Here is a 15,468-nt window from a genome sequence, read left to right as displayed (position 1 = left end):
GCTACTCTTTTTGCCATGATCTTAAAATGATACGTTCATCATTATCACGCTTAACCCAACCGTCTTTTTCCATTCGGTTAGCTAATGGAATAGAATACTTACGACTTAACCCTGTACGATCTTTTATATCTGTCATAGTAATACGATCATGAGGTTGATGTTCAGCGATAACAGCTTTCACTAAATCTAAATAGATCCCCATATCAAAATAGATATTTTCATCAAGTGCAGTAATATATTTCTGATGACTTAGTTGTCGTAACCATTTTTTGCCACCAACAACTTTTACCTTATTCAGCTCTAAACCTGCTTTTCCGAACTGACGAATTTGATGCAGAATATTCAGCGCATCTTGCGGTAAATCATCTTCATTATCACCTTGGCCAATACACCATTTACCATAGCTTAAATGAACCTTATCTTGTTGCTTCAAACGCTGCATGATCAATTCAATCACTGCATCATTGATTCGTAATCGGCTACAGAGCTCTGCTGAAGCCATCGCAATACCTGCACCTAATAATGTTTCAATTTGGTGTGACATATCCGCTAACCATTGGCTATCAAAACAAAATGGCGCGATGTATGTTTGTTGTTGACAAGCTTTAAAATCTGCATCTGCACATTCAAAATAACCTTGTAAAACAAGTAACATTTGTCGTTGGGATTGTGGTTGTAATTGCTGTGGTAAATTATTTAGCACATCGTATAGACGGCGTTTTTGATACCCAAAAATATAATCGGTCCACACCACTTCTGCGCCATGCTGTAAGCCACTGCCGCCTTTTTGGATCATGGCTAATCGTTGACCAAATAATAACGGAATTGGCTTTTCAAACACTAATCGCGCTAACTCAGTATTAGGAATATAGCTTAAACGTGCAGTTCCGTGCCACGTTCCCATCGCAACTTCGACTTGGCGTTGTTTTTTAACTTTTAACTTTGTTGCCGTTTTGGTTAGCCGTACAATACATTGATCGCGTAAGGTAATCTGCTGATTGATACCCGTGATCAATTGCCCTCTGCCGATATCTTTACGACCCACACCTTTAATGTTCACTGCGACACGGCATGTTGCTGAAACAGAAGTTAATTGCTGGTGATACGCCTGAATAGATCGCACCGTACCTATAAGATTTGATGGATGACACCGTACTTTATCGCCAATAGCCAATTGTCCTTGCGCTAACGTACCTGTAAGCACTGTACCAATTCCATTAACAACAAATACCCGATCAATATACATTAGAGGATCTGTCGCAGACTCAAGCACTGCAATATCATCACTGTTTGCTGGCACGATAACTTTATGACGTGCAATGTTTACCTGTACGGTATCAATTAAAAGTTGGCGCAGGGCTTCAATGTTATCTTTCTTTAATGCAGAAACAGTCACAATTTCAGGTAACAAACCACTACGTTCCATGACTTGTTCTAACACTTGATCTTCTATTTCAGCTAATTGCTCAGCACTGACTTTATCGCGCTTATTGATACAAACGACAATATCTTCAATTCCCATTGCATGCGCCACATCTAAATGTGAAGTCGTCATTGGCATCCAGCCTTCATCGGCAGCTACCACTAATAACAACACATTTAAGTGCCACACACCCGCAACCATATTTCGCAAATAACGTTCATGGCCTGGAACATCAACCACCCCAATGGTATTGCCATGATCATCTTGAAAATGGGCAAAACCTAAATCTTGGGTCATGCCTAATTGCTGCTCATGAGGACGAGCAGTGATCATGCCTGTTAATGCTTCAATTAATGCTGTTTTACCATGGTCGACATGCCCAGCAAGGCCAACCACTGCTTGATATTGTGTTGGAGTTACTGCCATTATTTAACCTCAGTATTTGTATAAGATTGAATATAATCGTCAAGTTGAGCAATAAAGACCGCATGATCGCTGTCTAATAAAGTCGCGACATTTAATAGCAACTGGTTACTATTAACATAACCAATAATTGGGATCGGTAACTCACGTAGCGCATCTAAATGTAGCTGTGCGTTACCGGGTAAGGTAAGTTTTAAACCATAACAAGGATAAGTTTCACTAGGAATAGCACCACCACCAACTTGCATCATTAGCGGTACAGCTTGTGCATAGGCCTTCCAACGTAGTGCCCATTGTTGTGCTAACGCTTGACTAACCTTGGCACGATCTAACGCCTGTTGTGCGACACCAACAGCCGCTGGATCACGATTTAGCTTCTGAACCAATAATTGCTCAAGCAGCGATAAAACAATCCGTCCAGGGCGGAAAGTTCGCATCATCGGGTTTTTAGCCAGTTGCTGACAAAGTTTTGGACACCCAGCAATAATACCCGCTTGTGGGCCACCGATAATTTTATCACCAGAGAAGCAGACTAGATCAACACCCATTTGCAAATAACGCGGTAATGACACTTCACTTTGCGCATATTGTTCAGAGGATAAACCAGAGCCTTGATCGATCACTAATGACACGTGTTCAGGTAAGCGTTCAGCCACATCCTGAATATCGGGAGATTCGGTGAATCCCTGCATAGAAAAGTTAGACTGATGTACCATTAATACCATCGCGGTATTGTCTGTAATGGCATTAATATAGTCATCACTGGTGGTGATATTGGTGGTGCCAACTTCAACTAACTTACACCCAGAAAGGGCTAGAATATCAGGGATACGAAAACCGCCACCAATTTGGATTTGCTCACCGCGAGATACGATTACTTCTTTACCCGCCGCTAAAGCGTGTAGCACTAAGTAAACTGATGCCGCATTATTGTTCACCACCACACAATCTTCAGCCCCAATCCAACTCTGAATCAAAGTAGGTAATAAACCATTACGATCACCACGTTTACCATCACTCAATTTCAATTCAAGATTGTTATAACCTGTATTAACCGCTTTAACGCTATCCCAAATCTGTTCATCAATTGGTGAACGACCAAGATTGGTGTGCACAGCAATCCCTGTAGCATTTATTACTCGCTGCTGACGACGGCGTTGCAATTGACGGCAACTATCAAGTACTAATGTCATCACATCAAGATCATTAACACCTTGAGTTTTAAAATTAGGATGTTGACGAATAGAGGTAAATAACTGACGCAAAATATTTGTTACAACAGGTCGACTTAATAAACGCACATAATCAGCTAAATCTGAATGTTGCAGTAATTGTTCAATTTGAGGTAAGCGATAATTAACAGTGGATATTGATGATGAGGAAAGACTATCTGAGGGTGCAATAGTATTCACGGTAAGTTCCTTGGCTGAATTGCAGACAACAGCACTCACACTATGAACTCAAGAAGAGATAGTTAATGAGTGTCAGGGAACCATTTAAACGCGCGAAAAATGGCGGAAGAGGCAGGAATTGAACCTACCAGAGCTTATACAGCTCACATCGGTTTTGAAGACCGAGAAGGCCACCAGACCTCATCTCATTCCGAAATTCCTGTGCATGATAGTGTAACAGCCATTATCATTATTTGATTTATATCAATTTGTATAACAAATAATGACATACCTAGAGGGAATTATTTTAAATGGGTAATATTTGACCATTAAAATGCACAATAGTGTTATCGTACCACCCCATTATCTTGTAGATTTTCAATCAAAATATCAGTTAACTCAGCAATAATGTCATTCATATTGGTTGGATCAACAGATTCTGATGATGTTGACCAAATCGGTTTATGGCTTTTGGTATCAAATAAGGTAAATTCTACGTTTACAAACTCATACGATACTGTGTAGCTATCATCATAAATATAGCTATAAGAATTATTATAATAGTTATGGAATGAAACGCTGTTGCCATAACCATAATTATTACCTGGATAACGAATATTTTTATCTTCAATATTGACTAACTGGGCGACAAATACAGTTTGGGTGTTATTAGCTTTTATATATCCTGCGATATCATTTTTAGATGGTAATTTATTTGGAAATAGCTGTGAACTTGAAATAGCATTAACACCGTTTTTTCTAAAGTCATTCACCATATCATCTTCAAATATACGTCGCACACGTAAATTATCTGACATGGCTACAACTAATGTACTTTTGATCGGAATTTGAGTGTAAGTTTTATCTACCCATGAGGATGTTAAATTACTTGAAGCACACGATGTGATTAATAAACAAAATAATGAAATAAATAGTAAACGCATAATACATCCCTTTAAGTTATGTTCTAAAATTAACAATAGTACAGGGATAGGAGAAATCAATAATGAAGAGGCTTATACTATCAAGTTTAATAATATTAACAAGTTGCTCAACAGAAAAAAATGAGCTACCAGTTGAAATAAAATCTAATAATAAAATATCATCTTTATCTTACGATAATAATAAACCCCCAACTCTTTCACCATTATCAAAATCTATATTAATAATTGAAAATGAATCGACATCAAATGAAGAACGTCAACAACAGATAGATAAAATTGCTGCACTTTCAAATAATTCAGATGCGTTGTTTTATTTAGCTGCATTATATGAAGAAGGAAAACTCGTCCCACTTTCAGAGGTAAAAGCACGTAAGTTGTATCAACAAGCCGCAACAATGGATCATCCTCTTGCACGTTACTATTATGCGTTAATGCTAATTGATGGCCGTGGTGGCAATGTAATGCATGATGAGGCTGAATCATATTTGCTAATGAACCATAATAAAGGTCATATACCATCCTCTTACTCTTTAGGATATTTATATTTTATTCAAAAAAAACATCAGGATGTTATAAAAACTCTTGAGAAAAACAGCGAACAACATAATGAATACTCAGCATATTTATTAGCTATTTCTTACCTTGAGTTAAATATAAAACTGCAGCAGCAATTGATTTATTACACATTTCGGCAGAAAAAGATCACCAATTTTCACATTTAATTCTAGGCGATATATATCGTAAAGGTCTTTATAAAGCTCCCATAAACACACAAAAAAGTTATGCTCACCTTCAAGCTGCAGCAAAACAAGACAATCCTAAGGCGTTATATGAACTAGCGATGTTGGGGATTGAGAATTTAGACCTTATTAACAATGATATTGATATAGTAATAACTCAACTTAAATCTGCGGATAAAAATGGCTATCCTGAAGCAAGTTTTGAACTAGCTAAAATATATGATCAAGGAAATCTAATAAAACAAGATTTCACACAAGCCATTTACTGGTATAAAAAATCAGCATCACATGGTAATAATCGTGCAATGTATAATCTTGCTAGTATTTATATCAATGGTGATGGGGTTGATAGTTCAATTGAAAAAGCAGAATATTGGTTAATAGAATCAGCAAAAAATGGTAATGATAGAGCTCAAGACATTCTAAAAAAATAACAAATTAAAAAACCACTTTATAATAAAGTGGTTTTTAATTTTTGATTATATTCATATAAACCCAACCATAATTTAAATAAAAAAAACTTGCTTAGAAGAAAACTAAGCAAGTGTTGTCGTTACAAGTCAACGATAATTAGTTATCTATTTTAATACCAAATTCCATTGTTTCACTTTCCCCTGGTGAAATATTATTAATCGTACCGACAATTGATCCTGTCGAACCATCAATATATGCATTTGCACCAATTGTTCCTTTTGATATAGTAGGAACTCTATTATTAAAGACATTAAACGTCGTATAAGCAGGTGTTGCATCATTTAATTTCACATTTTTTGCATCTTCAATACCAATATTTTCGGCTGTTAAGCGGTAGATTACACATTTCCCCGGTGGAACAGCAAATGTTGAGGTAACATACACTGCTGTATCTGACTCACCATTACAATTTAAATCCGGTGTTTGTTCTTTGGTTATTTTCATGTTGGTATTAGCAATGGTCGTTATATCTATAACTTGTGCAGTACCGCAACTCACTGTTGCTGCCAATGTAGTGATATTTTTACTTCCTTGACTAATATTGCCTGGCGTAAATACCTTCACAAACAGCACTTTGGTTTCATTCCCTGCTAGCGTTGCAATTTCAGTTATCGCGGTATCAGCAGCACTAAAGACATCATCACCATTATCTTCATACACGACAGCGGTGAAGTCAGGATTAGAATTTGAAACCACGAGGGCAATATTTGAATATGCATCATTACTATTATTTAAAATATTATGTTTATAGATAATGACTCCCCCTGAATGAGTTACACCTTCAGAATCGGCTTCAAACACAATACACATACTACTATTATCAACATTAACAGCATCATGTTTAGTATCAACAGCACCTGTTGCTGCAGATACCACCCTAAAGTAAAGAGATTGCAATGCGGTAGGAGCGGTTTCAGGTACCGTTACATCGGCATAAATCATTACAGCATTATCAGGCGCTAAGACTGGAATGTTAGTTATGACGTTTTCAGTACTATCTTTAAAGGTCACACTCCATCCTGCAGGTAGCGTATCCTCAGCAAAATCACTGTCACTGTATTTCAACAAATAACCATCTGCCGTACCTGATGTATTGGTGACATACAGTGTAAATCGAGTAATTGCCCCTGGTGCTGCAAGATTTGTCGTAACTGCTGATGACTCAGGTCCTACACCAAAACCACAATTATCATCGGCAGCATCACAGCTATCTTCTTGGGTTGTTGCTGTCTCAGCACGAAAATTATTGGTTAAGTCTACTGTGCTAGCAATGATTGCGCCTAACTTATCAATAACCATATTCGATTTAGCAGTGTTGTTTGATGATGTCGCTGTTTTTTCCACTTGATATGGACCGCCCGTACTTGATGCTGGCAATGTCGCAACAAGTACCACTTTATAGCCACAGGTACCGTTACTATCCGTAACATGATATGACTGACAGCTTTGACCTAATGCTGGAATAATACCGGTATCTGGCTTACCGTCATTATCTGTATCTAATAGAGGAGTTATGCCATCACTTTTATAGAAAAAGAAACTAGTACCAGAAGGAAACGTTGAGTTATCTAAGGTAATATTAAAAATATCTTCGGCATTACCTTGATTCCAAATATAGTTGGTAAAACTCACTCGCTCGCCTTGTGTTGCGGTCGCAACTTCAACGATTTCATGATTAGTATCATCACTACCGTCACAGTTGATATCATTACTACCAACATCACAGCCACCATTATTAGCGATAACTGCGTAGTTTGCTGTAATTAAAAATGGAACACGGTTAGTATTATTTTTATTTTTCTCACTCGTTTCGACTGTGCCGCTATTGTTTTCATCAAACCCAAACACACCAGAGTTGTATAACGTTTCAGTCGCCAGGCCAGCATCAATGTTAACTTCAAAACTTACCGTTGCCGACTCATCACTAGCTAATCCATCCATTGTGAATACAATTTCATCATTATTAGCACATGAAGAATCTGGTGCAATACAGGTTGTAAAAGAAAGATTGTGATCGCCTGAGACTTCAGAGCCTCCAGTCGTAACACCTGATGCAGTAATAATGGTACCCGACACACTCCATGCCACCTTACCATCAAAACGCATCCCCTCAGGCAGTTCATCAGTAAGAATCACACCGTTGGTTTGAAGTGGATCCATATTGGTTAAACCCACATTCGTATAAGTAAACGTTACCGTGTAAGGACCACTTGGCGACGCACCTTCACTGGCACTTATTGACTTAGTCATTTCGATAATCGGTAAATTTGTCACTGTCAGTGTATCAGTATTAGTTTCAGTGCCAACGGCATTGTTTGCAACCGTAATTCCATCAACTGTCACCGCCTGACTCGTTGCGGTTACTGTTAGGCTGTTTGATGCATTTATTGCTGCAGCGGCATCGATATCAGCTACGATAACAAAATCAAAGCTTTCACCTGCTGCTAATGGCCCAATAATGTCTCCAGATGCTATAGCCGTAGAACCAGCGTCAGCAACACCATCATTATTAGCATCTGGGTATACCTCTGCGCCAGTAATAACATTTGACGGCAGAACATAATCAAGTTTAAAGCTATCAGTACTATTACCAGTATTTGTTAATACATGATTAAAGGTTACTGTACGCCCTGGCGCACCTAATTTCGATTGATCATTAATTAACGTCAACGCCGCTACAGGTTGGACTAATGTTTCAACTAAATTCGAGGTTGTGCTTCGTAAAATATCAGCACTATCACGATACGTTGCCCCTGCTTGGTTTTTAATTACCGTTCCTGATTCAGTCAAAGCAAACGTAAAAAAACTTGCACTGGCTATAATCAGTAAACTTAGTTTAATAACTAACCTGTAGAAGACGTTCATATGAAGCTCCCTTGCACTATTGCGCACTTAAATGATCAATAGCAGCTTTATACTGCAAACCAACAGGATTAAAATCTGAGTCTAATAAAATAAGTTGCACTCGACGATTAACTAGATTTCTTTGTTTATTATTACTAACAACAAATTGCTCTCTCGCGCCACTGCTTAATGTCACAATACGTGATGCCGCTATTCCCTGCTGCTTGAAATAATCAGTAACATTTGTGGCTCGTTTACTGGCTAACGTATTGTTGTAAGCATTTTGCCCAGCAGAATCAGCAGATCCAATAACAGCGAGATTTAAACTTGGATTGTTTTGCAGTATTGATACTGCTGACATTAACTTTTGCTGCTGATCACTCGTTGCGTGTGATTTATCAAATTCAAAATTAATCACCGTTGGCCAAGGCTCTGTCGCATCAACCAATATTTCCATTGGTGGTGTATCAGCGCCACAATCTAGCTTTCCATACTCTGTATAAATAGCCCGATCACTGACGCAACCACTTAGCAATAAGCTATTAAGAAATAAGAGTGTCATTGCACATTTCATCATCTATTTCCTGCCTCTAATCGCTCAACCAATCAAACATGTCTTCATCAAGTTTGAACATTAGGTCGAAGTAAAAACCTTGTAAGTTATAACCTTGAGGATCTAAATCATCATCATCGAATCCAATAACGTTATAGCCAATACCTGCACGTAAATTTTTCATTATTAGATAATTAACACCGGCACCTGCAGAGTAACGACGGCTGTTAAACCAATCAGTGCCTAAGATTCCAGCATGTAAATCAACATCCCAGCGACGATTAATGTAATAAATCACGCGGCCATCGATAATCGTTGAAACAGTGTCATAGTCTTGTTGGTATTCAGTGAAGTCTTCCCACTTCATTCCTACACGTCCTGATACTGTCCACTTTGGTGAAAGTTGATAGTTTTGATGTGTCGACAAAATATGTGCATCTCGAGAGATTTCACTATGCTCAGTTTTCCACTCATATGCTGCTAACATGTGGTAGCGGTTATTTAAACGAGGGCGATAAGCAACACCTAAACTCATATGATTGCTCCATGTGTTTGCGCCTTGATCTTTATCCATATAACGATATTCATCACGGACTAAACCACTCCAATCTTGGCTTAAACGCGTTACCCATGCCCCTAATAAACCGTAGTAGTCTTCGTTATCACCATGACGGTATTCAACTCGACCAGTGGTTTTATAGTTAGGATTACGAATATCAGCTAATCCAAGAGAGACTGCTACACCTGAGGCGGAGTCCCCTTTTAGAACTTCTACATATTCAACTGAAGGGTCAATACTAATGCCAGGTACCACTTCAAAACGACCGCGATAACCATTTGCTAGCTCAAGACTTCTACCATCAGAAGCTCCCCGTTGGCGGAACTCACTATAAGTACTACCACCATTTAGCCAATCAACATCAATACCTGCGGTAAACATATTCGTCGAGCCGCTACCTAAATTACTGATTCCAGAAAGTGAATCAATATATTCATATTGAGTGTAAATACTGGCTTGCTTATGAATATTCCAATCAGCTTTAATATTGAAACGACGCTTACTGTTATGACCAAAACTTTGTTCATATTCAGTATCAAAACGTGCTGGGCGGCTAAATAAGCTGAAGCTACGACCAAGGCCGATAATTGCGGTTGTGTACTCTTCTGAATTATTATCAACTTTATTATGGATATAACGAGAACCAATACGTGTCATCCACTGGCTACCTAAGATTTTAGTATCTATTGTGGCGCTTATTGATTGCTGCATTTCATCATAAACTAAAGATTCAGAGTGATTAGCTTCAATATTTAAATTAGCAATACCAGTAAGTTTATGGCGATGGCGTAGACGTACCTCTTGACGGGCAGGTGTTACACCGCCAGTAGTATTAGTAAAGCCTTCTTGCGCATAGACATATTCAAGTTCAGTTGCAGCACGCGCAGTCCAATCTCGTTTGAGTAAAAACTTAACAGCAGAGCCTTTCTTAATTTTCTTACCTGTATTATTGGTGGTGTCAGTCACTGTTGTTGCACTAGCATTACCTTCATGATTCATTGTCGCAACTGAAGCCACTAACTTCGTTTTGCTATCAAAATCATAATTAACCCATAAACTACCAATGTTGTAGCCCTCAACATCGTGGCTGTTATGTTCATAGCTTGCGCCAGCGGCTAAATAAGGTGTAAACAAATATGATAGTCGTGTACCCGCTATCGTATATTTATCACCATTACCATCGACATCATAAGCAACACGCACTTTAATTGGATTCAACTCAGGATCATAAGATGGAATAACACGGTTAAAACGCATATCACCAGTAAAATAATCAATCGTATAATCAACATAACGGATCAATGGTTGTTGATTAATGATTAAGCCAGGGCTATTACGATCATAAGTTAATAACGTTACAATATCAGTGTGTCGAACAATACGGTCATCACCAATATTATAAAACATCGCGGTACCATTGCCGTCAAACTCTGTGACTTTATGCAAATCTTCAGGACGAGCACCGTATAATTGCGCCGTTAATCTACCATCGTTATACATACCACTTACGCCATTAAGTATCTGGCTAGTACGACCAATATCAGCATTATCAGAGCCATCTGCAGTGCTGTAATCACCCCACATAATATAATGACGGTCTTTTTCTAATTTGGCATAAATCTTACTGGTACTTCTTGCATCATAACCTTTAATACTTGCATCACCAGGTAATGGATAATAGCTATCAGGCGAGATTTCACGTAAGAACTCTTCGTCAGACTTATCACTGTCATAGCTTAAAGTAAGGTGCATTCCACCTTTGATATTACCTTTAATGAATATAGCCGCCCGCTCATCATCAGTGTAATGACCATCTCTGTAATTATCCGCTTGCTGCGAAGGCTCTTCTCCACTTACTGAACCATAACGGCCAGTATAATTTAAGATACCAGTTACAAATAATGGACGATCAGCGGCTACTTGATACAGCTTCATTTCATCAGAGAAATCTTCAACACTGGCTCTAACAGTAATTTCTCCCGTTGTTTCTGTACTACGTAAATAGACCGTCTTTTCACCATTAATAACACGAACCTGATGGCCTGACTCTTGCTCTTGAATATCAGGGTCTAACCAAATATCACCCTTATTTGTATCTAAAGTAACAAAGTAAGTACCACGTGAAAGCTTGTCATTTTCATCATAAAGACGAATTATAATTGGCATCACAGAACGGCCACCATCAGCGCGTAATACATCACCATCAGCCATTAGATTTATATGCTTAGCTGATTGTGGCTGTGAGAAGTTTTTACTTAATATTACACGTTCATTCCCAAATGGGTCTGCCGCTTTCACTTCAATGAGATTCTCGGCAAGAGGTAAACCAACACCATACCAACCCATTATTTGTGCGTTCTCTCTCTTATTTACAATCCGCTCACCAAGTTGTGTATTACTCACTTTATCGCCATTTACATATAATGCAGGCTCTACATCACCGCGAACAACAACAATGAAACGGCCATCATAACTATAATCATTCTTTGGCCAATACCATGTACCTTTTTCAGCTTCTGCTCGAGTGATATTTTTAGCTTCTTTTTCTGGTAACGGTATATCATCACCAATATTATTATCGATATTAAATTTAGCCTGGTGTGGAATATTGTTATAAGACGTTTCAACAATAGTTGTATCTATATTACTGCTAGCTAAAGCTTGTTTTAAGCTATTTAATTTAGATTGCTGATCACTAAAACCAAATCTAATTGAATAAGTATCATTAATAAGCGGATATAAATAAGCTTCGGTCTTAATATTTTCAGGGAAAATATTAATAACAGATTCTAGATCTTGCTTTCTACCTTGGCGTGACTCTAATGCATAACCTTTAAAGACAGTTAAGACCGAATTACTATCAGTTACATCGTTACCCATATTGCCATTAATAGATGGACCACTAACAATACCTGACTCTAGTTCACTCTGCTTCATAACTTTTGGCTGAGTATCATATTGTAAGCCTTTAAAGTTATCCGCAGTTTCAAGTAACCATTCACCATTGACATTATTATTACGATCTTGAAGCTCTTGATATACTTCCGTTTGATTTTGCGTTGGGCATGGAGCACTAAAGTCTGCTCGATGCATTTCGCCGCGCAACATATCAACAAAACGGGAGTAACCATCACCAGCATTACGCGTATCTATTGGTTGTAATTCAATCCCCACAGGTAATGTTTGCTTATCAACCCGCAACACATGATTACCGGGTTTTACACCAAACATTGAATATTGACCATTTTCATCAGTAATAACGTAATCACCTGTTTCAAGGTAAATTTTTACGCCACCGATAGGCCAATGTTGATTTTTACGTAATTGATTGCATTGCGCGTCCACATAAACTTTACCAAATAAAATACCACGCTCAGACATCACACCAGTTTGTGTTATCCGCACCTGATATTTATCGGTATTAGACACTAGTTGATTAGCACTGCTACCGCCAAATGTACGAGCTTGAGCATAAACAGAGTTAATACCGTCAGAATCCAGTGCACCAGCCGTTAACTGTAAGACATAAGTCAGTGTGTAAGTACCATTTTGCGGTGCTTGCGTTGAACCAGATAACGTACCTATATCAAAGCGGTAGGTATATTTGTCGATCCGCATTGGATCTGCAAAAGGTTGATCATTAAGACGTGTGCTTCCTGGCATATATTTAAATCCATAAGGCATGCTATCAAACACCTGCGCATTAAAGATTTCTGAATCCGGCAAATTATTTTTAACTATAACGGTGTATTTAATATAACTACCGATCTCTGCTGTTTCTTTATCTGCTGTTTTTTGTACTGATAAGCGGCGATCTAAATTATTAGGATCAATAGGTATATCAAATAGATTAATTGTTTTTTGTGGTGTTAGTTCAAATGTACCTGAGTCGACAACATCTTTATTACCAAATGGACCATAAGACTCAGGAGATACCTTAAACAAATTAAATGCATCTAAATCAGTATATTCCGACGGCCATTGGTGTGTTGTTGGCGGCGTCACCGTAATATAATATTTATCAAGATCATTGATCTCTAATTTAGGATAGAAAACACGTCCGTCAGCATCAGAGATCACTTGAGCTTCTGGTGTTAAACCATCGGTATTAGGTAGTCGCGTTTTAGCGTCTGGTGCAACACCTTCTACTGTTTTATAAAAGGTAACGGTTGCGTCAGCGACGCCTTTAAAATTGGTCGCATCAAATACGGTAAATTGAGGGCTAATATAAGCAATATCACTTAGTAATAAACGACCATTTACACTGTCATAAACATCGGCATATATTTCACCGCCGGACATAACTTCAAGTTCACACTCAGGATAAGTATCTTCACCATTAAGTCCATGTGCACTTAAATTAATAACGCCATCAATTAAAGATAATAGCGAGGTATTATCGACATGATTTGTTTCCCATGTTGTTACAAGGCCTTCTAAACAGTGTTCTAAATTATTACTTGATGAAGCCTCTTCTGGTGAAATAGGATGCACAGGTATAATACTTCTGAAGTGACCGGTATTCGTTCCTGTTTCAGCAAAAACCAAATGAAATTTATCTTGAGCATTTGAACTTAATAAAACAGGATAGTCAGAGGAACTTGGTCCGATAATATCAATCGCACCAGGATATTGATTAGCTTGAGGCAGAAAAACATCAATATATATACTGTCACTTTTAGAGCTAAAGTTATCAGTTTCGGTATGGTAGTAAAAATCAGTATTAACAAAATGTGATGTCTCATGATGTATTATATCTATATCATTATTTACCACATCTACTTGTAATTCTTGGAAATTCAGTAAGTCATTTGAATCCGTTTTAGTCTTATCATTAATACCAGATAGCGTATTACAAATTTCATCACTGTAAGAAATATTAATGTCTGTGGCTGATAAATTAACTTGGGCTTGAGAATATATTTCAAATGCTGGAGCACCCGCGATATCATTCACTTCAGCATAATATCTAAAATAGCCAGATGTATTTGGGCGTAAATAAGTTGGCTTTACTAGAAAGCCTATTTTCGCTACATTTCCAGAACCATCCCAAGTTGCATAATCAAACCAATCAATATCATGATTTGTCGCATTACTCTTAAAGCTATTATTAATACCAACTAATACAATACCACCATCAAACTTTGTTTCAGGAGAGGAAATAGTGATTGGCGCATAATCTCGAGCAGGTTCACCATTAATAATTTTATCTTGTTGTAGTGTAATATTTCCTGGTAACTCTGATGTAATTAATACACCAGTATAACTTACTTTTTTATAATCAGGTGATGTCATTGAGCCTGTATTAATTGTAAAACTATAAGGTTGCTCAGCTGCTTGAGGTTGGACTAAACCAATACTGGTATAATCAATACGATATTCAACATTATCAAATGACTCTAATTTTTGTTCACAAATAGCAGAAGAACTCGCCGTTAAATTAACCACAGGGCCTGTTGTAACAATAATACTCATTTCACTTGTTTTAACAACATCAGGATCAGTAACAGATGTGACAACCGTTTCAATATCATAAATTGTATTATTAAGATCATTAGATGGAATAGAAACGACGTAAACAAGATTAATCTTTTCACCCTGATTTAATTTAGGTGTTATATAGTTACCGTTATTATCTTTTTGTAATTCAATTTCACCTGCATCATAAATACCATTTCCATTAGTATCAATATATACATTAATATCATCTGAATTTGGTGAAGTAACATCACCATTATCGCCAGTTAAGTTATTAACATTAATAATATACGAATCAGTAGTATTACCTGTATTAGTAATTATATTAGACACATTGACTACAGCACCGGCAGCAGTATATTTTTCAACTTTACCACCGCTTGTATCTGGCGTGAGTTCAAAATCATGAACATTTTCCACTCTGATATATGAAATATTAGAGAGTATTTTTATGGTCTCACCGCTTTCAGAATCAAAGTAGGTCATAATGGCTTGATTCATTATTTTGGTGCCAGCATCAGTTATTGCTAATGTCGCTGAACTTAAACTAATTAAAATGAAAACGACCAAATACTTCATTTTATTTATGTAATTTAAGAGGGCCATAAGCGCTCTCCACAGGCTAGAAAATTCAAAGAA

At 37.5% G+C, this 15,468-nt stretch carries 8 protein-coding genes and 1 tRNA gene; 2 read left to right on the top strand and 7 right to left on the bottom strand.

From position 1 onward, the window contains the following. Position 1: 1 nt before the first annotated feature. From selB to BTN98_RS13090, 4 genes are all read right to left on the bottom strand, one after another. Positions 2-1,849: a selenocysteine-specific translation elongation factor gene (gene selB, locus BTN98_RS13100; protein ID WP_060997193.1), complete on the bottom strand. Its 1,848-nt coding sequence runs from the start codon at positions 1,847-1,849 to the stop codon at positions 2-4. Then, the gene (gene selA / locus BTN98_RS13095; RefSeq protein ID WP_060997194.1) at positions 1,849-3,258 is read right to left on the bottom strand and encodes an L-seryl-tRNA(Sec) selenium transferase; all 1,410 of its coding nucleotides are present in this window, start codon (positions 3,256-3,258) and stop codon (positions 1,849-1,851) included. Before selA ends, selB begins: the two co-directional genes overlap by 1 nt. 100 nt (positions 3,259-3,358) lie before the next feature. Next, positions 3,359-3,450, bottom strand: a tRNA-Sec gene (locus BTN98_RS20350). Between the two features lie 134 nt (positions 3,451-3,584). Next, positions 3,585-4,181: a hypothetical protein gene (locus BTN98_RS13090; RefSeq protein ID WP_060997195.1), complete on the bottom strand. Its 597-nt coding sequence runs from the start codon at positions 4,179-4,181 to the stop codon at positions 3,585-3,587. A 62-nt stretch (positions 4,182-4,243) separates the two neighbouring features. Here BTN98_RS13090 and BTN98_RS20650 point away from each other — a divergent pair, with 62 nt between their 5' ends. Together BTN98_RS20650 and BTN98_RS20645 are read left to right on the top strand one after the other, a co-directional pair. Continuing rightward, positions 4,244-4,903 carry a tetratricopeptide repeat protein gene (locus tag BTN98_RS20650; protein WP_240616122.1) on the top strand — a complete coding sequence of 220 codons (660 nt, stop codon included), beginning with the start codon at positions 4,244-4,246 and terminating at the stop codon, positions 4,901-4,903. Between the two features lie 119 nt (positions 4,904-5,022). Further along, positions 5,023-5,355, top strand: a complete 333-nt coding sequence (locus BTN98_RS20645; protein WP_240616121.1) for a tetratricopeptide repeat protein — start codon at positions 5,023-5,025, stop codon at positions 5,353-5,355. Between the two features lie 136 nt (positions 5,356-5,491). On the opposite strand, the gene BTN98_RS13080 is transcribed toward BTN98_RS20645, so the two are convergent. Genes BTN98_RS13080 through BTN98_RS13070 form a run of 3 tightly spaced genes read right to left on the bottom strand, consistent with a single transcriptional unit; the run spans position 5,492 to position 15,435 of the window. Beyond that, positions 5,492-8,260: a COG1361 family protein gene (locus BTN98_RS13080; protein WP_060997197.1), complete on the bottom strand. Its 2,769-nt coding sequence runs from the start codon at positions 8,258-8,260 to the stop codon at positions 5,492-5,494. Between the two features lie 16 nt (positions 8,261-8,276). Then, a complete protein-coding gene (locus tag BTN98_RS13075; protein WP_231730632.1) occupies positions 8,277-8,801 on the bottom strand; it encodes an OmpA family protein in 525 nt (174 codons plus the stop codon). Positions 8,802-8,829: 28 nt separating this feature from the next. After that, positions 8,830-15,435 (bottom strand): DUF11 domain-containing protein, encoded by a 6,606-nt coding sequence (locus BTN98_RS13070; RefSeq protein ID WP_060997199.1) that lies wholly within the window; start codon positions 15,433-15,435, stop codon positions 8,830-8,832. Positions 15,436-15,468 lie beyond the last annotated feature (33 nt).

The organism is Photobacterium aquimaris (genome assembly GCF_002954455.1).
Taxonomy (GTDB): Bacteria; Pseudomonadota; Gammaproteobacteria; order Enterobacterales; family Vibrionaceae; genus Photobacterium; species Photobacterium aquimaris.
The sequence above is the reverse complement of the archived record's forward strand: the minus strand, read 5'-3'. Positions and strand labels throughout refer to the sequence as shown.

Coding starts and splice junctions, on each gene's coding strand:
- selB (WP_060997193.1), bottom strand. CDS start 1,849: ATGGCAGTAACTCCAACACAATATCAAGCAGTGGTTGGCCTTGCTGGG.
- BTN98_RS13090 (WP_060997195.1), bottom strand. CDS start 4,181: ATGCGTTTACTATTTATTTCATTATTTTGTTTATTAATCACATCGTGT.
- BTN98_RS20650 (WP_240616122.1), top strand. CDS start 4,244: ATGAAGAGGCTTATACTATCAAGTTTAATAATATTAACAAGTTGCTCA.
- BTN98_RS20645 (WP_240616121.1), top strand. CDS start 5,023: ATGTTGGGGATTGAGAATTTAGACCTTATTAACAATGATATTGATATA.
- BTN98_RS13080 (WP_060997197.1), bottom strand. CDS start 8,260: ATGAACGTCTTCTACAGGTTAGTTATTAAACTAAGTTTACTGATTATA.
- BTN98_RS13075 (WP_231730632.1), bottom strand. CDS start 8,801: ATGACACTCTTATTTCTTAATAGCTTATTGCTAAGTGGTTGCGTCAGT.
- BTN98_RS13070 (WP_060997199.1), bottom strand. CDS start 15,435: ATGGCCCTCTTAAATTACATAAATAAAATGAAGTATTTGGTCGTTTTC.